General features: G+C 46.4%; 18 protein-coding genes, 1 tRNA gene and 3 pseudogenes. 20 read left to right on the forward strand and 2 right to left on the reverse strand.

The annotated features are described in order from the left end of the window. Window positions 1–3: 3 nt before the first annotated feature. The 12 genes from fliR to K7I13_RS00150 all read left to right on the forward strand — a co-directional run bounded on the left by fliR (window position 4) and on the right by K7I13_RS00150 (window position 11,935). Window positions 4–801: a flagellar biosynthetic protein FliR gene (gene fliR / locus K7I13_RS00095; protein ID WP_255947059.1), complete on the forward strand. Its 798-nt coding sequence runs from the start codon at window positions 4–6 to the stop codon at window positions 799–801. Beyond that, window positions 798–1,985, forward strand: coding sequence for a flagellar biosynthesis protein FlhB (gene flhB / locus K7I13_RS00100; protein WP_255947060.1), 1,188 nt, complete (start codon window positions 798–800; stop codon window positions 1,983–1,985). The genes fliR and flhB overlap by 4 nt, the downstream gene beginning before the upstream one ends. Window positions 1,986–1,993: 8 nt before the next feature. Continuing rightward, on the forward strand, window positions 1,994–4,084 hold the full coding sequence (gene flhA / locus K7I13_RS00105) for a flagellar biosynthesis protein FlhA (protein ID WP_255947061.1): 2,091 nt from the start codon (window positions 1,994–1,996) through the stop codon (window positions 4,082–4,084). 145 nt (window positions 4,085–4,229) lie between these two features. Next, window positions 4,230–4,562 (forward strand): hypothetical protein, encoded by a 333-nt coding sequence (locus K7I13_RS00110; protein ID WP_255947062.1) that lies wholly within the window; start codon window positions 4,230–4,232, stop codon window positions 4,560–4,562. Further along, window positions 4,559–5,527, forward strand: coding sequence for a flagellar biosynthesis protein FlhF (locus K7I13_RS00115; protein WP_255947063.1), 969 nt, complete (start codon window positions 4,559–4,561; stop codon window positions 5,525–5,527). The genes K7I13_RS00110 and K7I13_RS00115 overlap by 4 nt, the downstream gene beginning before the upstream one ends. A 3-nt stretch (window positions 5,528–5,530) precedes the next feature. Further along, window positions 5,531–6,436 (forward strand): MinD/ParA family protein, encoded by a 906-nt coding sequence (locus K7I13_RS00120; protein ID WP_255947064.1) that lies wholly within the window; start codon window positions 5,531–5,533, stop codon window positions 6,434–6,436. An 84-nt stretch (window positions 6,437–6,520) separates the two neighbouring features. Next, window positions 6,521–7,261, forward strand: a complete 741-nt coding sequence (locus K7I13_RS00125; protein ID WP_255947065.1) for a hypothetical protein — start codon at window positions 6,521–6,523, stop codon at window positions 7,259–7,261. A gap of 29 nt (window positions 7,262–7,290) precedes the next feature. After that, window positions 7,291–8,079 (forward strand): RNA polymerase sigma factor WhiG, encoded by a 789-nt coding sequence (gene whiG, locus K7I13_RS00130; RefSeq protein WP_255947067.1) that lies wholly within the window; start codon window positions 7,291–7,293, stop codon window positions 8,077–8,079. 18 nt (window positions 8,080–8,097) lie between these two features. Then, on the forward strand, window positions 8,098–10,071 hold the full coding sequence (locus K7I13_RS00135) for a FapA family protein (RefSeq protein WP_255947068.1): 1,974 nt from the start codon (window positions 8,098–8,100) through the stop codon (window positions 10,069–10,071). After that, the gene (locus tag K7I13_RS00140) at window positions 10,052–10,393 is read left to right on the forward strand and encodes a hypothetical protein (protein ID WP_255947069.1); all 342 of its coding nucleotides are present in this window, start codon (window positions 10,052–10,054) and stop codon (window positions 10,391–10,393) included. The genes K7I13_RS00135 and K7I13_RS00140 overlap by 20 nt, the downstream gene beginning before the upstream one ends. Window positions 10,394–10,399: 6 nt before the next feature. Then, window positions 10,400–10,996: a DUF6115 domain-containing protein gene (locus K7I13_RS00145; RefSeq protein ID WP_255947070.1), complete on the forward strand. Its 597-nt coding sequence runs from the start codon at window positions 10,400–10,402 to the stop codon at window positions 10,994–10,996. 111 nt (window positions 10,997–11,107) lie between these two features. Then, window positions 11,108–11,935 (forward strand): hypothetical protein, encoded by an 828-nt coding sequence (locus K7I13_RS00150; RefSeq protein WP_255947071.1) that lies wholly within the window; start codon window positions 11,108–11,110, stop codon window positions 11,933–11,935. 219 nt (window positions 11,936–12,154) lie between these two features. Here the strand turns inward: K7I13_RS00150 and K7I13_RS00155 are convergent, their stop codons facing one another. Continuing rightward, window positions 12,155–13,027, reverse strand: coding sequence for a DUF6588 family protein (locus K7I13_RS00155; protein WP_255947072.1), 873 nt, complete (start codon window positions 13,025–13,027; stop codon window positions 12,155–12,157). A 176-nt stretch (window positions 13,028–13,203) separates the two neighbouring features. On the opposite strand from K7I13_RS00155, the gene K7I13_RS00160 reads away from it, so the two are divergent. The 7 genes and pseudogenes from K7I13_RS00160 to K7I13_RS00190 all read left to right on the forward strand — a co-directional run bounded on the left by K7I13_RS00160 (window position 13,204) and on the right by K7I13_RS00190 (window position 20,241). Continuing rightward, window positions 13,204–13,276: transfer RNA gene (locus tag K7I13_RS00160), tRNA-Phe, on the forward strand. Between the two features lie 470 nt (window positions 13,277–13,746). Then, complete coding sequence (locus K7I13_RS00165; RefSeq protein WP_255947073.1) at window positions 13,747–14,649, forward strand: ankyrin repeat domain-containing protein; 903 nt, start codon at window positions 13,747–13,749, stop codon at window positions 14,647–14,649. A gap of 13 nt (window positions 14,650–14,662) precedes the next feature. Further along, window positions 14,663–15,783 (forward strand): annotated as a pseudogene (gene murG / locus K7I13_RS00170) (undecaprenyldiphospho-muramoylpentapeptide beta-N-acetylglucosaminyltransferase). Between the two features lie 3 nt (window positions 15,784–15,786). Beyond that, a complete protein-coding gene (locus K7I13_RS00175; protein ID WP_255947074.1) occupies window positions 15,787–16,287 on the forward strand; it encodes a CvpA family protein in 501 nt (166 codons plus the stop codon). A gap of 116 nt (window positions 16,288–16,403) precedes the next feature. Further along, a complete protein-coding gene (locus K7I13_RS00180; RefSeq protein WP_255947075.1) occupies window positions 16,404–17,681 on the forward strand; it encodes a DNA polymerase III delta subunit-related protein in 1,278 nt (425 codons plus the stop codon). Further along, the gene (locus tag K7I13_RS00185) at window positions 17,678–18,763 is read left to right on the forward strand and encodes a sensor histidine kinase (RefSeq protein ID WP_255947076.1); all 1,086 of its coding nucleotides are present in this window, start codon (window positions 17,678–17,680) and stop codon (window positions 18,761–18,763) included. Before K7I13_RS00180 ends, K7I13_RS00185 begins: the two co-directional genes overlap by 4 nt. 85 nt (window positions 18,764–18,848) lie before the next feature. Next, a pseudogene (locus tag K7I13_RS00190) lies at window positions 18,849–20,241 on the forward strand (sigma-54-dependent transcriptional regulator). A 58-nt stretch (window positions 20,242–20,299) separates the two neighbouring features. Here the strand turns inward: K7I13_RS00190 and K7I13_RS00195 are convergent. Next, on the reverse strand, window positions 20,300–20,683 hold the full coding sequence (locus tag K7I13_RS00195; RefSeq protein ID WP_255947077.1) for a J domain-containing protein: 384 nt from the start codon (window positions 20,681–20,683) through the stop codon (window positions 20,300–20,302). 197 nt (window positions 20,684–20,880) lie between these two features. Between K7I13_RS00195 and K7I13_RS00200 the strand changes: the two are divergent. Further along, window positions 20,881–21,833, forward strand: a pseudogene (locus tag K7I13_RS00200) (aldose epimerase family protein). Window positions 21,834–21,837 lie beyond the last annotated feature (4 nt).

The following is a 21,837-nucleotide window of genomic DNA, read 5'->3' on the forward strand; positions in this document are numbered from 1 at the left end:
TGAATGACGCCTTTTGATGATGTTATTGCAAAAGCTCCTCTCTTTTTTCTGGCAGCGGTCCGGGTTTTTGCGATGATTATGACTACGCCTCTGCTTTCTATTCAGTCTGTGCCGCGCGTGGCGAAAATTGCGCTTGCCGGATTTGTTGCGTATATGGTTATGCCTGACGCCTATCCGGGAAATGTAACTGACGGCCCCTTTACGCTGCACTACGTGCTTTTGCTTGTCGGCGAGGGCTTGATAGGTGTTATTACCGGTTTTTACGTGAGCATTATTTTTTCCGCATTCAGCACAGCCGGGCAGTTTTTTTCCTATCAGATGGGCTTCGGCGCTTCCGAAGTATATGATGCTCTTGCTCAGATTGAAAACCCTCTTTTGGGCCAGTTCCTCAATCTGATCGCAATGCTGATTTTCCTGCAGATTAACGGGTTTCAGACCCTGTTCCTCGGCGGCGTCCTCCGCAGTTTTCAGTCCATGAATTGCTTCACCCTGATTGGTGCCCAGGATCAGTTCATTTCTTTTTTGCTTGGAAGTTTATCAACATTGTTTTTGAACGCAATGATTATTGCCCTTCCCATTGTCGGCACTCTGTTTTTAATTCATGTTTCAATGGGTTTGCTTTCAAAGGCCGCTCCCCAGATGAACCTCTTATCGGAAGGGTTCCCCATTACGATTCTGGTGACCTTCTTTTTACTGGCGGCCGCACTTCCCTATATGATAAATCTTTTCATTCAGGTAATGGACCAGGCTTTTCAGGCGCTGGAAGGTTTGTTCGCATCGGTCAGCGGAGGTATTGGATGACAGGATCCCTGCTTTTGATTCAGGAAAATGAATATGCCGAACGAAAATATGTAAATCCCGAAGTATCGGATCTTATTCTGCGCATAGATCTGCAGTGGTTTGCCGCCGAAGATGAAGGCCGTACCGAAGATCCAACTGAGTATAAAATACGAAAGGCCAGGGAAGAAGGGCGCGTCGCAAAAAGTATGGAACTTAACGGCGCCCTTGTTTTACTCCTGCCTGTTCTCGCGCTCATTGCTTTTGCGCCCTCAATGGTAAATAATTTTGTTGAAATGATCAGATTTTTCCTTACCCGGGCTACAAAAATTGAAATAACGGACCCTGCCATTATCCGGGCTTTTTTCCGGTATTTTATCAGACTTGTTCTGCCGATAACCGCGACTGCCCTTATTTCCGGTGTTGTTTCAAATCTCATTCAAAACGGCGGTTTTATTTTCAGTCTAAAACCCATAACGCCGCAGTTCAACAAGATTCTGCCCAATTTCGGGAAATACTTTAAACGTGTCCTTTTTTCAGCTGAAGGAATGTTTAATCTTGCAAAATCCCTGGTAAAGGTTGCAGTCATTGCCGCCGCGGCCTTTATCAGTATCCGGGACGATATTCCGAAACTGATTTCTATGCTGAATACCGGACTGTGGAACAGCGTGACCTTTATCGCCTCTCTCGCCGCCAAAATACTGATAATTGCGTCTATTTTCTTTCTCGCAATTTCAATTCCCGATTATGTATTTCAGCGGCGGCAGTTTATGGAATCCCTGAAAATGTCCAAGCAGGAAGTCAAGGAAGAATACAAACAGATGGAAGGGGACCCTCTGGTAAAGGGACGTCTCCGGCAGCGGATGCGCGAAATTTTAAGCCAGAATATGGCCGTAAATGTGCCGAAGGCCGATGTTGTCATTACAAACCCGACTCACTTTGCCATTGCGATCCAATGGGACAGGCAGACAATGAGGGCTCCTATGGTAACGGCGAAGGGGCAGGATAATCTTGCACTGAGAATAAAATCCCTTGCCAAGGAAAACAATGTTCCCATTCATGAGAACAAGGCCCTTGCCCGTGCGCTCTATGCGGAAGTGGAAATTGGTGATATGATACCCGATACATATTATCACGCGCTTGCAGTTATTCTTGCCAAGGTGTATGCGCTTGATTCACAGAAAGCAAAAATAATTAAGGAAGCATAAGGGGATTAATGGCGGATACCGGACTACCGAAACGAAGGGGCTTCTCACAGACATCGGACCTGTTTGTTGCGATAGGCGCGGTCGTTGTTGTCATGATGCTCATTATTCCGCTTCCTCCGGTACTCCTCGACTTCCTTCAGGCGCTGAATCTTGTTTTTAACCTGCTCATTCTGCTTCTTGTTCTATATACCCGGCGGGCCATAGACTTTTCCGTGTTCCCGACCGTCCTGCTGGTAAGTACGGTTTTCGGACTGGGCCTCAATGTTTCGTCAACCCGGCTCATCCTTTCCCAGGGTATGAAATTTGAAGGCAAGATGATCCGGGCTTTCAGCACCTTTGTTATTGGCGCCGGCGGCTCTGAAGGTCTGGTAATCGGTTTTGTAATTTTCATTATTATCATTGCTGTCCAGGCCTTTGTCATTACAAAGGGTTCAACCCGTGTAGCCGAAGTCGCCGCGCGGTTTACCCTTGATGCAATGCCGACTAAAAATATGGCGATAGAAGCCGAATATAATTCCGGCGCCATAACTGAAGAAGAAGCGCGCGTACGCAAGCGCGAAGTCCAGAAAGAATCCGATTTTTACGGTGCAATGGACGGTGCAAGCAAGTTCGTGTCCGGGAATGTTAAAATCGGTATTTTCATTACGGTAGTAGACCTTGTCGTAGGTCTTATATTCGGAATGATTTTCCGCGGCGAGCCTTTTGGACAGGCAATACAAACCTATGCGGCATTAACTATCGGCGACGGACTTTTGTCCCAGCTTCCTTCTCTTTTTGTTTCAGTCGCGACCGGTATTATTGTTACCCGTTCCGTATCTGACGGAACATTCGGTTCCGATATTCAAACCCAGTTTTCGCAGAATGCCTGGGTATATTTTGTCGGGGCGGGGACCCTGCTGGTTATCGGTTTTCTGCCCGGGTTCCCGTGGTATGTGCTTATTCCCATCGCCGGCGCGCTTGCCTATATCGGATGGCGGCTGAGAAAAACCCAGCAGGCCAGTTTTAAGAAAACAATGGAAAAGGCCGAAGAAAAGGAACGCCAGAAAACAGGTGAAACCCCCGCTGAAATAAGCCCGATTGTTCCCCTGGACCCTCTGGCGCTGGAACTTGGTTATGGGCTTATTCCCCTTGTCGACAAGGATAAGGGGGCCGAACTTCTGGAACGCGTTACCCGCATAAGAAGGGAGTCCGCCCTGGACCTTGGGCTGGTTGTTCCCCGCATACGGATTATTGATAACATGCGGCTTGAACCGAGCGAATACTGTTTTAAAATAAAGGGCGTCGAAGTCGCGAGGTCCCGTATCAGAATGGGCTGGTATCTGGCCATTAATCCGGGCAGTGTCAGCGAAGAACTGCCGGGCGAAAAAACCACCGATCCGACCTTCGGCCTGCCCGCGGTCTGGATTTCGGAAGAAAACCGCGAACGCGCCGAACGTTCCGGCTATACTGTTGTGGACCCTCCGGCGATTATCGCAACCCATCTGACCGAAATCATCAAACGCCACGCTGCGGAAATCCTCGGACGGCAGGAAGTCCAGTCTATTATTGATACAATCAAAAAAGACTATCCCGCGGTTGTGGAAGAAGTTACGAAACTCTGCAGCATAGGCGAAATACAGAAAGTTCTCCAGGGATTGCTCCGGGAACAGGTTTCAATCCGGAATATGGTTGTTATTCTCGAAACCCTTGCGGACTTCCGTCCGATTACCAAGGATACCAGTATACTTGTCGAAAAGGTCAGACAGTCTCTCGGCAGGCAAATCTGTCTCCAGTATGTCGATGACAACCATACTCTTCGGGTTCTGACAATTGAACCCTCTCTGATCCAGAAAATTGTAGACAGCCGGGTCGATACGGTGAACGGTCCGGTAGCCGCGCTTGAACCTGCCGTTCACCGGAACTGGATACGCGTATTAACGCGGTCGGTTTCCGCCGTTCTGCAGTCAGGATATTACCCGATAATACTCTGTCCCGAAGAAGCGCGCATACTTATAAAAAATTCAACGGAACGGGAAATTCCGGACCTCATAGTCCTTTCCGTTCCTGAAATTGCCAATGATATAAAAGTTGAAGCAATAGGCGAAATTAAGGAAGAATGAAGTACGGAATGGCTGTCATTCCGGAAAACCGGAACAGCTGTATCCGGAGAAAAGCGGAGTGAAATCCGTTTTTCATATATATTTTTGGGCTGCTGTTACAGCATTGGATAATGTTTAAACGGCAATAATTTGCGCGGGTGGGAAAATGATGGATATATTGACTGAACAGGCCGAGACCTATGATGAATGTATCAATAAAATCAAAAATAAATATGGCCCGAATATTAATATACTGCGGCACAAAAAAATAAGGACCGGCGGATTTCTCGGTTTTTTTGAAAAGGAAGGCATAGAAATAACCTTTACTTTTAACCAGAATAATTACCGGGACCAGATACGTTCCCCTGAATCCTACGTAAAAAAGCCTGACCCCTTTGATGAGGAACGGAAACGTATTATCCAGAAAGCGGTCCTTTCGTCCCCCAGCTTGCGGAAAAGATTCAGCCTCACCTTGACAGCCTTCCGCAGAAAAGCGTGAATACCGGAAATGAACAGCTGACTGAAATACTGAAGAATGTACAGGATACAGTCCGCGCGCTTGCCTCCAATATAAACCAGAATCCCGCGGGGACAATTCCTGCCGAACATGAAACTATCAGTAAGATAGAAGAACTTCTCGAACAGAATGATTTTACTTCTTCCTATATACGGAATATCTGCGCCCGCGCAAAGAGTTCTTTTTCCCTTGACCAGCTGAATGATTTTGATCAGGTTCAGGAAACAGTCCTCGGCTGGATAGGCGAATCCCTATCTATCTATGAATCCCCGGCGGCCCAGAAACCCCATGTAATAGCCCTGGTCGGACCCACCGGGGTCGGAAAAACAACGACTATTGCGAAACTTGCCGCAGCCTACGGCCTTGCATACAAAAAAACGTCCGCGCCGCTCAATGTTCGGGTTATAACTATCGATAATTATCGTATAGGGGCAAAAAAACAGCTTGAGAAATACGGAGAAATTATGGAAATATCCATCTCCTGCGCTGAAAACCCCGAAGATTTGAGGGTTCTGGTAGAAAATTTCCAGGACGCCGATGTTATCCTGATAGATACAACGGGCCGGAGTCCGCGGGATTACCTGAAAATAGGCGAGATGCGCCAGTTTTTTGATGTAATCGATTCCGATCTGGATGTATATCTGGTAATGAGTGCGACTACAAAGACCAGTGATATGAGGGAAATAATGCAGCAATATGAAACATTCGGATATAAATCCGTAATAGTTTCAAAGTTTGACGAAACGGCGAGGGTGGGGAATATTATAAGCGTACTCAGCGAGAAACGGAAACCGGTTTCCTATCTGACAACGGGACAGAGGGTTCCAAAGGATTTCGAGCAGGCTACGGTAATACGATTTTTGACGAATCTGGGCGGCTTTCATGTGCAGCGGGCCAGAATCGATGAAATGTTCCCCGGCAATGAAAACCGCTTTGAATGGAGATAATGAATGGAAGATCAGGCAGAAGAATTACGGGCAATAATGAAAGAAAAAAAACAGGCTGCCGCCGTCGTCGAACCGACACCGGATTCGGCCAGCCGACAGAATAAAAAAACACGGATCATAACGATCACAAGCGGGAAGGGCGGCGTCGGGAAGACAAATGTATCAACCAATATGGCAATCACCTACGCCCAGATGGGAAAAAAAGTTATACTCATAGACGCCGATCTCGGTCTCGCGAATGTGAATATAATGATGAATATTATTCCGCAGTATAATCTGTATCATGTGATCCGGAAGCAGAAAAAAATGTCTGAAATAATCCTGGACACCGAATACGGTGTAAAACTGATAGCGGGGGCCTCCGGATTTTCAAAAATCGCAAATCTGAATGAAACCGAACGGGTTTCATTCATTGAGGAATTATACACCCTTTCCGACGCGGACATTATAATCATTGATACAAGCGCCGGCGTTTCAAAAAATGTTCTGGGTTTTGTGGCCGCCGCCGACGAAGTTGTAATTGTTACTACTCCCGAACCGACATCGATAACAGACGCATACGGAATCATAAAGATAATAGCCACTGAAGTTGATAACCTGAACATAAATCTCAAAATGATAGTAAACCGGGTTTCCTCGTCAACGGAAGGAAAACGGGTCGCGGACCGGATGATCCAGATCGCAGCCCAGTTTTTAAACCTGAAACTGGAATACCTTGGCTTCATATACAATGATCCGCTCGTTCCCCAGGCAGTCCTCAGGCAGAAACCCTTTATGATTGTTGACCCGAAGGGGAAATCATCCATTTGCCTGAAGCATATTGTAGCCCGTCTCGAAAAAACCGATTTTAATGACTCCGAAGGCTTCGGACGCTTTATCCGCAAGCTTTTTGGCCGGGATTGGTCATGAAAATGGGCATTATAGGGGCAAAAATCAAAAAAAACTTGACCATCGACTATTTTTCGCATAGTCTATTAAATAGGAGGATTGTATATGTTCGAACCTAAGATTCCTGCAATTACAGCTGCAGTCGGGTTCGTACTATCACTCTTAATAGGTATTTTCAGCAAAGCCTCTTTTGGCATTATGCTGCTGAGGGCCTTTCTTCTGGCTGTTTTGGCAGGAGGCCTGGCGTTCGGTATTCAAATTGTTCTGAAGAAATTTGTTCCTGAGCTTTTTGAAAAAAACGAAGCCGGGACGGAAGGTTTTTCGGATTCCGGTCAACTGGTCGATCTGACCATTGACGATACCGATAAAAATCCGACCCCTGTGATGACTGACGATGATATGGTCAATAACGCAGTGCCTGATTTTCTTGCTTCGGCTGTTTCTTCAGCAAAAAACCAGCAGGAGGAGGAAGATGATGACTATATGCCATCGCAGAGGGCCTCTGCCGATATACCATCATATGCGGAACAGGAACCGCATGAAACTATAGAAACGCAGACACCTGCGGAGCCGGACTATTTCGCAGCACAGTCTCCGCCGACTCATGTCGGCGAACAGAGAGGCGATTTTCCCGATTTCAGGGACGCTCCTGCTAAAGAAAGTACTCCGGAGCCAATGGAGTATGATGATACGGGAACTCCTGCCGTTTCTTCTCTTATGGATGAACCTCCGGCAAGCCGGCTGCAGGAAAGACCTGCGCCGGCCCGTACCGGTTCCGATAATCCCGGCGCCGAAACCGACACCATGGCAAAGGCAATACGGACCATGTTGTCGGGAGACAGATGATGAGAATAGAATACTGAAGGGTGGCGTAAATGGGGAACACGCTTTTGGAACAGAAAACTGAAGAAGAACTGTGGATGGAGTACAAGAAAACAAAAGACCCGGCAATACGCGAATTCTTCATAAAGCAATATGCTCCGCTCGTAAAATATGTTGCGGGCAAAGTTGCTGTCGGAATGCCGAGCAGTGTTGAATTTGATGATCTTGTTGGTTTTGGTGTTTTCGGGCTTCTTGATGCGATCGACAAATTTGATCCTGAAAAAAATGTCAAATTCAAGACATATGCGGTAACAAGAATCCGGGGATCAATTTTTGATGAACTGAGATCCATTGACTGGGTCCCGCGTTCTGTCCGCCAGAAAACCAGGGAAATCGAGGACGCTGTTTCCCGGCTTGAATCAAAACTGGGCAGAACGGCAACCGACACGGAAATCGCAAGTTCCCTCGGTGTGAGCGAGTCCGAGTTTCAGCAAACGCTCTTTAAGATATCGGGGACAAGCATTATGTCCCTGAATGATGTTTGGTATTCCGGTGATGATTCCGACCGTATATCCATAGGGGACAGCATTGAATCCCCATCATCACTTAATCCTGATGTAATTGTGGAAAGGGAAGAAATCCGCAGGGTAATAGTTGAGGCAATCAATGAATTGCCCGAAAAAGAAAAGATGGTGCTTGTTTTGTATTATTATGAAGACCTGACATTAAAGGAGATCGGACAGGTTCTGAACGTGACCGAATCCCGGGTGTCCCAGCTTCATACTAAGGCAAACCTGCGCCTCAGGGCCAAACTGACAAACATCAGAAAAGGCATCATCTAAAAGCAGGAATTGCGCAGCATGGTTAGTCTTGATCAAATCAAGGAAACAATGAACAAGCTCATGGAAGAAGACAAATCGAAAACATTTGTCGATGTTTCCGCTGAAACGCTGGATGCCGCGCTTGAAAGCGCGATCATGCAGTTGGGCATTCCCATGCGCGATATGAATTATGAAATAATACAGCGCGGAAATTCAAGTTTTTTCAGCATATACAAAAAAGACTGGGTCATCCGTGCCTATGAAATGAACAAACTGAAAGGCAAACATGACACCCAAAAGGCCTCGGATGACGAAGCCGACCTTCTCGCGAGCAATGAACCGGTCATAGAAGACCGCGCCGGGTCCGCCCATGTATTCTGCGGCGGCGACGGCGTATATATTAAAATCATTCCACCTTCAGGAAATGGAGCCCCGGCAACATACCGGGACGCCATGGAAAAGATACGCGAGCGGGGCGTTGCCACCGGTATAAATGAAGAGGCCGTCAAACAGGCCGTAAAAAATGCCACCGGCGAGTATGTATATGTGGGTATGTATCCGCGGAATCCGGCAAACGACGCAATTATCGCGGTTGACATTACCGACAATGAAATGAAGGCATGGATATTTGTTACGCCTCCCGGCAAGGGCGGCGCCGACCTGTCCGAAGACTCGATTATCACCTTCCTTAAAAATAACCGCATTGAGGTCGGCATCGATGAACAGCGGGTCAGGGAGTTTGTGGATAATCCCGTATACCAGGAAAACTATCTTATTGCCGAAGGTATCAAACCTCAGGACGGCGCCGACGCCCGGATTGTATACAATTTTGAAACGGATTCGTCCAAAATACGCCTCCGCGAAAATGAGGCCGGTAAAGTCGACTTTAAGGAACTCAATCAGATACAGAATGTTGTTGAAGGACAGCCCCTTGCGCAGAAAATTGTCGAGGAACGGGGCAAAGGCGGTAAAACCGTTACCGGAAGGTATCTTGAGGCAAAGAACGGCAAGGATATTCCGATGCCGGTCGGAAAGAATACCCGCGTAGCCGAAGACGGCCTGACCATTGTCGCTGAAACCAACGGACGGGTTATGATCCTGAACAATAAAATCCATGTTGAACCCATACTCACTATAGACGGCGACGTATCCCTCAAGACCGGAAACATCATGTTCCTCGGGACCGTATATATTAACGGAAATGTCGAGGACGGTTTCTCCGTAAAGGCTTCCGGAAATATCGAAGTCAAGGGAACCGTCGGAAAATCCGAACTTGACGCGGAAGGCGATATTGTTGTTACCCAGGGTATAGCGGGCAAGGGAGAAGGATTTATCCGTACCGGCCGGTCCCTGTGGGCAAAATTCATAGAAAACACACGCATTGAGGCCGGGGAATTTGTTATTGTTTCCGACGGTATTATCAATTCCCAGGTAAGCGCAAACAGAAAAATACTGTGCCAGGGAAAACGAGCTGCGATAATCGGCGGTTCGCTGAATGCCGCGGAAGAAATCCATGCAAAAACTCTCGGAAGTCTGGGCGGCGCGAATGAAACAGTCCTCAGCGTCGGATTTGATCCCCGAAGCAAGGAACGCCTCGATTCCCTCCTGCTGACAAAACAGACTGCGGACAAGGAACTTGAAGAAGTCCAGCTTAACTATAATACTCTGATGAATGTCAAAAAGCAGCGGAAGGAACTACCCGAGGATAAGGAAGCGGTTCTGAAAAAACTCGGGGAGAGGCAGTATATTCTTGAAACTGAAATTGATGAAGTCGAGACTGAAATCAAACAGATTCAGGATTATTTAAGCAATCTCAAAACCCGCGGAAAAGTTTCCGCTTCGGTAAAGGTCTTTGCGGGCGTAAAAATTATCATTCGCGATGTTGTTGAAGAAATCAGGACAGACTGTAAGGCGACAACATTCTATCTTGAAAACGGACTGATACGTTACGGCAAATATCAGGGCCCGGATGAAGATATGAAGAGGGTGCCCAGTGGCTATACAGCCAATTGATCTGCAGACTCTGTATACTCAGCTCGATAAGGTAGGCAAAACGCAGGTCCAGCAGCAGGCTGCCGCGGAAGTGGACAGAGACGCCAAAATGGCCGCGAACCGCGCGGATGCCGAAAAAAAAACAAAAACTGTCCAGAAAACCGAGGCGGAAGAAGACGGGGCCGCGGTCGTTCATGAAAAAAAGGATTTTGAGGAAGAACAGAACAGCCCTCAAATGAAAAAACAGGAAAAAAAGGAAGATTCCGGCGAGGCTCCTGAAGAGAAAAAACAGGAAGTAATCCGTGATCCTGATATCGGAAACCGTGTTGATATTTCCGGATAACAGAAAATGGACGGTACCGTGATTTTTTCCATTCTCCTTTTAGCGGTAAATATTCTGATAATGATAATTTTCTATTTTTTTCTCAAATCCCGTTTTTCAAGCGACAAAATTCTTGCGAATTTACAGGAAGAAGTAAATGGGCTCATAACGGACATAGACAAGGCAGCGGACCGGGATATCGCCATTCTTGAAGCCCGCATACAGCAGCTGCGTTCACTTATCGCCCTTGCTGACCAGCGTATCCTTGTAGCTGAACGGGAAGTAAAAAAAAGACAGGAAGCCGCTTCCCTGACTGAGGCTCTGCAAAAGGAGCCGGAACGCGTTCCGCCGAAACCTGTTCAGGTTATTGACATTGGCCGCCTTTCCGGAGAAAACAAACCTGAACCCGCCAAAGCTGCGCATACAGAGACGGAATCTCCCGTAGTCGTTTATTCCCGCCCGAAAGTCCGGCATTCACCGGATCAGATCCGCCCGCAAATACCGGTGAAGGAGCAGGTTATCGAACTCGCGGAACAGGGCTTTTCAGCCGAAATAATTGCCAAACGCCTTTCAATTTCACCAGGGGAAGTGGAACTGATTCTTGATTTGAATATACACCTTTAATGTAAGTTTCTGATATAAAGAATTGGCTAATTCTTTATATCAGAAACACTTATAACCGGAAATAGTCAAATAATTTAAATTATTTGACTATAATTCAAGTCTTTAATCCTGATGTCGATACTGGAAGAGATGGTATCGTCGGAAAATTGTTATAATTATGATAATTCGCCAGTGGTGCGTTCCGCGCTTCAGAGGAATGATTTTCTCTATGCCGTGAGGCTGTATTCTGAACGTCCCGCCTATATTTCCGAATATGCCGGATTACTGCACATTCATGTACTCCTCGGCCTGATTGAAAGCCGTTCGGCGGTTATTGATGCGGTAATAAAAAATGATGATACAATTCATTCCCTGACTCTTATCTGCGCGTCGGGATTTGCTCCCGGCATGTTTTCCCGGAAACTGAAGCGGATCGCGCCCCGGGCAATCATTGAGCAGATATATGAAAAAAATGCCGGCAGATATCTTTCACGGGAAGGAAAAATACTTGAACCACGGGATTCGATGGTCTTTGTGCGCGGTATCCGTGATCTGCATAGGTCGCGGAATATATTGCTGGGCCTTTTGCTTGAATACCGGGCCCTCTATACAATCTGCAGGACCGATTTGCGCCCTTCCGTCGAAGCCGCCTCTGTCCGTTCTTCTTCCGATTATTTTCTGCCTTTTGTTTTTTTTGAATCTGAAGGAAGGCTCTGCGGTATTCCGGAATATCAGGTGGTACAGATTATCCGTTCGGCTGAAGGTTCTCTCACAATTGAAACGGATAGTTCCTGCGGCCAGCACGGAAAAATAAACTGCGATGATATTCTGTATACAAAAAAAATAAATGTGCTGAATTGCTTTCCCGGTGAACAGCTGTCCCGGGGCTATTACCGCACAATGGCTGTCACGGAAAAAAAGGAATTTATCCTGTGCATTCCCTCTTTTATAGTCAAATAATCTGAATACATGCCTCCGGGTCCTGCCTTAAAAAAAAAGGTATTCTGAAATCCATACTTATTACAATACTTATGATAAGTATTGTAATAAGTCTTTATGCGATGCCGCAATTCCGTTGGCTGTCCGGAATAAAACACCCCGCCGCGAATAAAAAAAGCCGGTATGCGGGGTAGTTCCCGGTACCGGCCTTGTTTGTTTTGCGTTTTTTGATGAGATGTCCTAGATCTGCACCCTCAGGCCTGCGTTTGCCCCCCAGTTACCGCTGACAAAATTATACATTCCGTACAGATCGATCTTCACGACAGCGATGTTAAAGGAAAGTCCGCCGAATACCCTGGCGCCGTAAAGTGTTTCCTTGTTTGAGCCCTTCTGGTTCGCGACCGTATAGTTTGAGTCGGAAAATGCGACATAGCCCGCCAGACCGGCGTAGGGCGTTATGACCACTATATTCTTTGAAACCTGTACTTTTGCCTCAATGACATTCGAGGAAAAATCAATGCCGAGTTCACTGTCCTGGGTATACTGGGGCGGAATGCCCACTATGCCGAGTTCAGACGGTGAAAAGGTATAACCGACGCTTCCGCTTGTGTGGTAATATCCGATTCCTACGCTGAGGGCAGGTATGACAGCCCTGTCCTTCAGAATCGCATAACGTATATCAGCGCCGAAATTCAGATATTTTACGGATACCTTATTGATCTTTACTTCCGGAAGCATGCCAAACCGGAAACCGAGATCAAACGGAAGAACTATGCCTCCGATGCGGCCTTCAACCGCGAAATTGGGAAGAATAAGCGTATCCACAGGCAGGTCGGCCCCTGTAAGTTCGATAGCGTCCTTCAGGGCCTGTACCGGGAATCTTGTTATGCCGGCTGCTATACCGATCCCGAAGTGGGGCGGAACTCCAATCAGTTGACCTATATATGCATTCGACCAGGTCCCTCCGACAACTGCACTGTCCGGAAGCGCCGTATTTATTTCGCCCAAAAAGGAATTCAGGGCGTCATTGAAATCATCCAGAACAGCCGACTGGGCGGAAAGTCCTGAAACTGTGATCAGAATAATGAAAAGTATGAGTAATAGCTTTTTCATGAAAAATACCTCCATCCTATATACATACTATACACATCACACCGGGTAAAAACAATAATCAGGATTTTTTTTGATTCAGTAAATTTTCCCGCGGTGATATTGACTTTTTTATGTATTTATTTATAATGCTGTGAGTTGGTTCCGGAAAACAGACCGGGTCCGCACGTATATGTTAGGCCGTTGTAGCTCAGTTGGTAGAGCAATGGACTGAAAATCCATGTGTCGACAGTTCAATTCTGTCCGACGGCAGATAAAAACGCTTCAAAATATGTTTGAAGCGTTTTTTTTATGTACGTATAACAAAAATCATGATAAAATACCTGTAATTAGAACCATTTTGGACCGGTAAAGGTTTCAAAATTATTCTATAAGGAGAATTATGGGATGTTTATCTGAAGCCGGACAGGCGGTTTTTCTTTTTTAAATCTCCCGTGATTATCTTTCTTATTCGAGGCGAGGGTTTAATCAGCCTGCGGCTGGTTCTGTAAAGCACTGAGTTAATAGCCGCTTCCGCGACCTGCGAATACCCCGTTGCTTTGCGGCGGTTTTAATATCAACCGATAAAACTGTTAGCTTTTATCGGTTCCATGGTATTAACACCTGCGACCAATTCCACGGGAGAGAAAAATACTCCGCTACTCTGCGGCGGAGTATTTTATTCAGGTTTTGAAAACCGGATGCAAAAAACGAATATAATATATACTTCACCGGGGTGTACTATGACAGTAACAATAATTTATGATAAAAAAAACAGCAAAAAAGCCCGGGAAATAGGCGAATCGATCCAGGACCATGCGTTTATTCCCGAGTATTCCGATTTTGAAACATTAATGAAAGAAGTTGCCGAAAAGCGTGCCGGTTCAATTCATGAGGATGTGACCCAGGTCGTTTTTGTTTTGTCCGGTAAGGTAAAGTTTAATGCCAGACTGGCGTTTTTTCTTGGGTATTGCGCGGGCAGGAATATACGGATTTTTTTTATTCGCTGCGATTCGGAAGCCATAATTCCTGAAGACTTTGTTTCATATTTTACACCTGTTTGTCCCGATGAATTTATCCGGCTTTTTGACGAAGAGAAGAAACGGTTTGAAAAGGAAGAGCGGATTTTACGGGCGCGCAGAAAATTACAGGAAAAAGGATATTCCTGTTTTATCGATAATTTTATCCGCGCTGTTGAAGCCGGAAATGAAGAGGCTGTCAGGCTTTTTCTGCAGGCCGGATTCACTGCTGATATGGCAGATTTTCACGAAAATCCCCTGCTTTCCCTGGCGGTCCGGGCCAAAAGGAAAAAAATTGCCGAGATCCTTATTGACGACGGAGCTGACGTGAACCTCCGGTCCGGCGACAGGCTGTATTCTCCTCTGCTCGACGCCGTTCTGAAAAAGGATTTTGAAATGGCTGAAATGCTGCTGGAAAAGGGCGCTGACCCGAATCTTTCCGGCAATAACGGTATTACCCCTCTTGTTCTGAGCGCCGGCTCGGGAGATGTAAAAATGTCCGCGCTTCTTTTTCGGTACGGAGCGGACCCTGAAATGAAAGACAGTCTCGGGATGTCGGCAATGGGGTATGCCAAACTGTTTCATAATGAAAAACTTCTGAATCTTTTCAATAAACAGACTGCGTGATACACTATACAGTATGATAGTAATTGCATGTGCCGGCGGCGGAAGCGGGGGCATATTTTCCCCGGTTTGGCTGTTGTTGAAGAATTGCGCAAATATGCCGATTGCCGGGTTGTGTGGATAGGTTCCTCCAGGGGCATTGACCGCGGGATCGTTGAAGACGCCGGACTCCCATTTTACGGAATACCGGCCGGAAAGTTCCGGAGATATTTCAGCTTCAGTAATTTCATCGATATATTCCGCATAGTTGCCGGTTTTTTTTCAGCGTTTTTTCTGCTCAGAAAGCTGAAGCCGTCGGTCCTGTTTTCCAAGGGAGGCTTTGTCAGTGTTCCTCCCTGTTTCGCCGCAAAATTGCTGCGCATACCCGTTGTGACTCATGAATGCGATTTTTCTCCGGGACTGGCTACCAGACTTAACGCCAAAGCCGCCGATGTGATCTGTGTTTCTTATGAAGAAACCGTTGAAGCCTTTCCTGAACAGCTCAGGGGAAAGGTTGTCTTTACCGGCAATCCGGTCCGGTCAGCCTTTTTTTCCGCGTCAGCTGAAAAGGGCCGGCGGTTTTTGAACTGCGCGGACTCTTCCGTTCCTGTTTTGTTTGTACAGGGCGGAAGTCTTGGCGCCCGGCAGATAAATGAGTTAATTCCCGGATGTATAGACAGATTATGCAAAAGCTTTATTGTTGTTCATCAGACCGGGACCATGAATACCGACCAGATTCTGGAACCGCGGAATCCTCTGGTGCTGGAACGGTACAAGCCGTATCCCTTTATCCGCGCCGAAATGCCTGATGTTCTGGCTGCGTCCTGGCTTGTAATTTCAAGATCAGGATCAAATACTATTTGGGAATGCGCAGCCGCCGGAAAGCCCATGATTTTAATTCCTCTTGAAAAAGGCAGTTCCCGGGGTGACCAGGTTGAGAACGCCCGTTTCTTTGAAAAAAAAGGGACCGCGATTGTGCTGTCCGGCGAAAATGTAACTTCCGATTCGTTAACGGAAACGGTCATGAAACTGTCGGATGATACCGGCAGGTATGAACATATGGCGGAATCAGTAAAAAAACTTGGCGCAATATCTCCGGCTAAAAAAATAGCCGCTCTTATTATTGAAGAATCGGGCGGGGACAAACAGGAGTCATAACCAGTGAAGGCGGATTTTTTCAGTTTTTTTTCAGTTTTTGATCTTGTACTCCTGATTATTATAATTATAATGATTATAAAAGTAACGATATCAGGTTTTATACAGGAGTTTTTTTCAAAGGCTGCTGTAATAATAGGGGCAATAGGTGCTATCATATTTTATAAACCATTGACCCCTGTGGTTATAAAAATAACCGGAACGAATACTCTTGCAGAAATTGTTGCATTTCTGGTCATTTTTCTTGTTCTGTATATAGTGATAAAAATACTGCAGCGGATAATGCATGCGGTGTTCCGGGGAGAATCAATGACAAATCTGGACAGGGCCCTCGGTTTTTTTCTCGGCCTTGTGGAAGGACTGCTGATTGTGACAGTCCTGTTGCTTCTTATCAGAGTCCAGCCATGGTTTGATCTTTCTTTTATTACGGATGGCAGCCTGTTTGTCAGACTGCTCGATCCATTGCTGGCTGAAGCCGCTTTTAAGGTGCCTGATATACTCCTTTAAGTTATGTTTCTGATATAAAGAATTAGCTGATTCTTTATATCAGAAACACTTCCAATTGGAAATAGTCAAATAATTTAAATTATTTGACTATTTTATTCAGTTATAAAGGTTTTTGAATGTTTGAAAATGTAATTGCGCAGCCCGCAATACAGCTGCTTATCGACGATATATCCTCTTCTCGGATGCCGGCTGCTGTTCTTTTTTCAGGCCCGCAGGCTGCGGGCAAATTGACCTCAGCGCTGGAAACGGCCCGTATTCTTTCCTGTACACAGGGGAGCGCCGGCTGGACCTGTTCCTGCGGCTCCTGTCTCCGGCACAGGGAACTGACCCATCCCGATCTGCTTATTATCGGTACGCGCGACTGCCTGCCTGAAATAAAGGCCGCCGCAAAAACCTTTCTCGGGACCAATACTCAAAGCACCCGTTATCTGTTTATCCGTTCCGTCAGGAAGCTCCTTGTCCGCTTCAGTCCTGTTCTGTTTAATACGGAAGAATCCCGTTTTTCAAAGGCCGCTTCCATAATTTCCGATATGGAAGAACTGCTTGAAGAACTCAGACCCTCGCGGCAGATACCCGATGCTGCAGGCCTTCCTGAAAAAACAATAGACTCACTGGTAAACCTGTCCGAAAAGCTTGAAACAGACTGCCTGTATGACAGTATTCCGGTGACTCAGGTGAGGAATGCTTCCTCCTGGGCGCACCTGACGCCATTCGGCAGAAAAAAGATTTTAATTGTTGAAAACGCCGACCGGATGCAGGAATCTTCGCGTAATGCTTTTTTGAAACTGCTCGAAGAACCGCCGAAAGCCACAGTCTTTATTTTAACATCCTCCCGCAGAAGCGCTATAATGCCGACCATCCTTTCAAGGGTGCGGACCTACGCTTTTGTCGACCGTGACCAGAATTCGGTCAATGAAGTAATTTCAAGGGTTTTTCATGATGGTATTGCGGAAAATATTTCCCTTTCGGAATATTTTAACCGGTTTTTGCCGGTTTCGCAGGAAATCATTTCTTCCGCGGCTTTTCTCGTACTCAATGAAATGCAGAGTTATTCGGAAAAACATAACCGGACCCCGCTTCCCGCTCTCCGGAATGAACTGAATGCTGTACGGACTAAAATGCAGTCCGACAGCCAAACAGCCGTTTCAGGGCAGACGCTTTCACTTATGCTGCATAAATGCAATCCCAAAATAATATGGAATTTGTTTTTAATGAAGATTATGGATATGTTACATAATGCGCTTCATTCCGAACTTTCCGGCGCCGCAGAAACGGCAGTGTTTAACCTCTGGACTTCCCGCATCAGAGAAGCCTATGATCTGGTCGGTATATTCAATATAAGTTCTGCTTCTGTGATGGATCAGCTTATCCAAGATATGAAGGATGATTTATGAGAGAATTCATACGCCGGGCCCTGCAGAAATCTTCACGTATGAATACGGAACAGATACAGAGTCTGCTGGCAATGGTTGTTGAAGAGTATGAGAGACTCGACGCGGTTCTTGAATCATTGTCCATCGGTGTTATTGTCTGTGATTCATATCATATTGTAATGCATAATAACAAGATTGCAGCGCGTATTCTGCCGCTGGATTTGGCCGATGCCCAGGATATTCCGGTTTGGGATTGTATTCTGGTTCAGGAAATAGCCGATTATATCAAAGCGAAAATAATAAGCGAAGAAACCATTATTGCCCGGGAATTCCGTCTTGAGGATTCCACGGGCATCCGGTATCTGTCCCTGAATATTACTCCCTATGTCCAAAGCAAAACAGTCTGTGGAACCGTTATTACAATACGGGACATAACGGACAAAAAAAATGAGGAAATACGAAACAGGCGTCTTGAAAGCCTTGCCAGCCTGACGAATCTTGCAGCAACGGTCGCCCATGAAATAAAAAACCCGCTGGGGTCAATGAGTATTTATATCCAGCTTATTCAGAAAAAACTTTCCTCCGTTGATATGGACGAAAGCGGGCAGATAAAGAAGTATCTTGCCATTGTGGAAGAAGAAATCGAACGTTTGAATAAAATTGTTGTTGACTTTTTAACTGCCGTCCGTCCGATACCGCTTACACTCGCGCCGCTTGACGTAAAAACCTTGGTTGAGTCGGTTGCGGATTTTTTCAGCGCGGAAATGTCGGAACTGAAAATTGAATTGAGTCTCAAACTTGCAAAAAACATCCTGCCGGTTAATGGCGATGAACGGCTCCTGCGGCAGGTCCTGATCAATCTCATAAAAAATGCAATGGGTGCAATAGAGGGGGAAGGAAAAATAACAATAAAAACCTGGGAGGAAAATGACATGATCCATCTCAGTATTATTGACAACGGTAAAGGAATCCCTTCTGAAATTCTGCAGAAAATATTTGAGCCTTATTTTTCAACAAAGGTTGACGGAACCGGTCTTGGGCTTGCAATGGCATATAAGGTTGTCAAGGAACACGGGGAGATATTTCCGTTCAGTCATCAGTAGAAAACAGGGAAACCTGTTTTACTATTTCCCTTCCTGTCCTGCGCCGGGCGAAACAGATGATCGGGTATGAAGGATTAAGACAAATATGAAATTTACTATTCTCGTAATTGATGATGAAAAAATATCCGTACAGGCCTCGCCGCGGCCCTTGAAATGGAGGGATATGAGGTCCTTCTTGCACAGGATGGTGAAGAAGGTCTGGGAATAGCTGCCCATACTGATGTGGACCTTGTCATAACTGATCTCAGAATGCCTGGGATGAGCGGTGAGGAAGTTCTCCGGAAAATAACAACTGAAACACCTGGTATTCCGGTCATAGTTCTGACCGGACACGGGACTGTTGAAAACGCGGTTGATGCGATGCGGCTTGGCGCCTATGATTTTCTGACAAAGCCGCTGAATCTTGACCGCCTGTCCCTGCTTGTAAAACGCGCCCTGCAAAACCGCGAGCTGGTTCTGCAGCACCGGGAACTGTCACGCGAAGTTGAAAAAAGGAAATCATTTGAACACATTATTGGAAAGAGTCAGGTAATGCTGAAGCTTTTTGATGTGCTTAAGCGGGTAGGGCCTACCAAGGCCTCCGTATTGATAACCGGCGAAAGCGGTGTAGGTAAGGAACTGATAGCCGACGCTCTGCATAATCTTTCACCCCGGAAAGACAAACCCTTTATAAAGGTACACTGCGCCGCTTTGGCCGAAACCCTGCTTGAAAGCGAACTGTTCGGGCATGAAAAAGGGGCTTTTACCGGGGCTGTAGCGCGGAAACGGGGACGCTTTGAACTTGCACACGGCGGTTCAATCTTTCTTGATGAAATAGGGGAAATAAACCAGCAGCTCCAGATAAAAATTCTGCGTGTTCTGCAGGAAAAGAAATTCGAGCGCGTCGGCGGCGAGGAGACTATTGAGGTTGATGTCAGAGTAATAACTGCAACAAACCGTGATCTTGAAAAGAAGTTGCCGAAGGCCGTTTCCGAGAGGATCTGTTTTACCGCCTCAATGTTGTAAGTCTTCATGTTCCGCCGCTGCGTGAGCGCAAGGATGATTTACCGCTGATGATCACCTCCTTTATTAAGGAATTCGCGGATGAAAACGGCAAAGCTATAAGCGGAATAGACCCGAAGGCGCGTTCCGCGCTTTATGCCTATGACTGGCCCGGAAATGTCCGCCAGCTCAGAAACTGTCTTGAAAGCGCCGTTGTTATGTCATCAGGCAATATCATTACTATTGATGATCTGCCTCCGACTATCAGGCATGAGGATGAAAACGCATCCATTCAGATTCCGGTCGGCATAACCATGTCCGATGCGGAAAAGGAAATTATCATCCAGACCCTTGCCAGCCAGAATGGAAACAAAAGCAAGACGGCTGAAATTCTCGGGATCGGCAGAAAAACGCTTCACCGCAAACTTGATGAATACGGCATAGAATCAAAAATTGAGCCTGAAGACCTGCTCCCTGATACCGAGCACCCGGACTGATCCGAAAGGCGCCTGATAACGGGGCCTGTCTCCTGATTGCAGGTCAAAAGTATATTATTTACAGTACTTTTCCGGTTTCATACCAGCGGAGAATCCTTTTATATGAATCGGTAATATGGGATGTAATTTGCGCCGAACGTTTTTGTTCGGATGGGGTCTGGGCTCTTCGGTCAGGGTGGTTTTCAAGAAGAAGCCGTTTCCATGCGGCCTTGCACTCTTCCAGCGGAACTCCCGGAGGAAGACCCAGGACACGGAAATCCTTAATCAATTCTTTTGGAACGGCTATACGCCGGGGCTTTTGTTTCGGAGGAGGGGTGCGTTCATGCGCGTTTCCGGCCCGGCGGATATTTCCGGTATGAGGTTCCCATTCGGTAAATGGGTCTTCGTCCGAATCCAGTTTGTCTCTTAGAATTTCTCCCAGCCGGTCATAAAAATTCTGCACTTTCCCCTCCATGCTAGAACTATACAGCCAAAAAAGACTGTATGGCAAGACAAAACTCTTGCAAAGTCCTAGTCTCTCCTATAGACTGTTGATACAGCAAGATAATTACGGGGTATTCTTTGAAAATAAAAAAAAGGACCTTTGGAGTTTTATCAACAGGCCAACCCATTACCATTTTCACTGTTTCAAACGGAAAAATGTCTTTTTCTGCAACAAATCTTGGCTGTGCCATCACCAGTATCTGCCTTTCTTCTGTATCCGGTATTTTCGATGATGTTGTACTCGGGTTTTCAACCCTTGAAGGGTATACGGTTAATCCTTTTTTATTCGGCTGCATTGTCGGACGGTATGCCGGACGGATTTCCGGCGCCCGGTTTTCCCTGGACAATAAAACATATACACTGCAGGCTGACCTGCAGGGAAATACGCTTCATGGCGGTTACCCCGGTTACAGCATGAGGGTCTGGAATACCGATACCTTCTGTACATCCCGCAGGGCCGGCATTGTTTTTACCCGGCGGAGTCCGGCAGGTGAGCAGGGATTTCCCGGAAATCTTGATTTGCAGGTAATATATTCCCTGACGCCGGATAATACTATCGAAATTGAATATTCTGCGGTTACTGATGAGCCGACCCCGGTCAATCTGACAAACCATACATATTTCAATCTTGCAGGAAGCGGAAACGGTACTATTCTTGATCATAAAATACAATTGTTTGCCGACCATTATATGGAAACCGATAAAAAAATATTCCCACAGGGACTTTCTGCGCTGTCAGCGGCACCCCGTTCGATTTCAGACTGCCAAAGGAAATAGGCAAAGATATCGGAGCACTGCCGCATGGCTACGATCATACCTACGCGATAAATGAATGTGACGGTCCGCTGCGTCCCGCTGCGGGCGTTTTTGAGCCGAAAAGCGGCCGGTCGCTTACAATCTGTTCAACACAGCCCTCGGTACAGTTTTATACTGCCGATTTCACCGATTTTTTTCCGGGTAAAATGGGCGCATTTTATAAGGGAAATGCCGCTTTCTGTCTTGAGACCCAGCATTTTCCCGATTCTCCGAACAGACCGGAGTTTCCGAATACAATTCTGTACCCGGAAGATACATATATGCAAAAAACCACTTGGCATTTCGAGTTTTAATAAT

This window comes from Brucepastera parasyntrophica (assembly GCF_022376835.1).
GTDB lineage: Bacteria > Spirochaetota > Spirochaetia > Treponematales > Treponemataceae > Brucepastera > Brucepastera parasyntrophica.

Coding starts and splice junctions, on each gene's coding strand:
- fliR (WP_255947059.1), top strand. CDS start 4: ATGACGCCTTTTGATGATGTTATTGCAAAAGCTCCTCTCTTTTTTCTG.
- flhB (WP_255947060.1), top strand. CDS start 798: ATGACAGGATCCCTGCTTTTGATTCAGGAAAATGAATATGCCGAACGA.
- flhA (WP_255947061.1), top strand. CDS start 1,994: ATGGCGGATACCGGACTACCGAAACGAAGGGGCTTCTCACAGACATCG.
- K7I13_RS00110 (WP_255947062.1), top strand. CDS start 4,230: ATGATGGATATATTGACTGAACAGGCCGAGACCTATGATGAATGTATC.
- K7I13_RS00120 (WP_255947064.1), top strand. CDS start 5,531: ATGGAAGATCAGGCAGAAGAATTACGGGCAATAATGAAAGAAAAAAAA.
- K7I13_RS00125 (WP_255947065.1), top strand. CDS start 6,521: ATGTTCGAACCTAAGATTCCTGCAATTACAGCTGCAGTCGGGTTCGTA.
- whiG (WP_255947067.1), top strand. CDS start 7,291: ATGGGGAACACGCTTTTGGAACAGAAAACTGAAGAAGAACTGTGGATG.
- K7I13_RS00135 (WP_255947068.1), top strand. CDS start 8,098: ATGGTTAGTCTTGATCAAATCAAGGAAACAATGAACAAGCTCATGGAA.
- K7I13_RS00145 (WP_255947070.1), top strand. CDS start 10,400: ATGGACGGTACCGTGATTTTTTCCATTCTCCTTTTAGCGGTAAATATT.
- K7I13_RS00150 (WP_255947071.1), top strand. CDS start 11,108: ATGTCGATACTGGAAGAGATGGTATCGTCGGAAAATTGTTATAATTAT.
- K7I13_RS00155 (WP_255947072.1), bottom strand. CDS start 13,027: ATGAAAAAGCTATTACTCATACTTTTCATTATTCTGATCACAGTTTCA.
- K7I13_RS00165 (WP_255947073.1), top strand. CDS start 13,747: ATGACAGTAACAATAATTTATGATAAAAAAAACAGCAAAAAAGCCCGG.
- K7I13_RS00180 (WP_255947075.1), top strand. CDS start 16,404: ATGTTTGAAAATGTAATTGCGCAGCCCGCAATACAGCTGCTTATCGAC.
- K7I13_RS00185 (WP_255947076.1), top strand. CDS start 17,678: ATGAGAGAATTCATACGCCGGGCCCTGCAGAAATCTTCACGTATGAAT.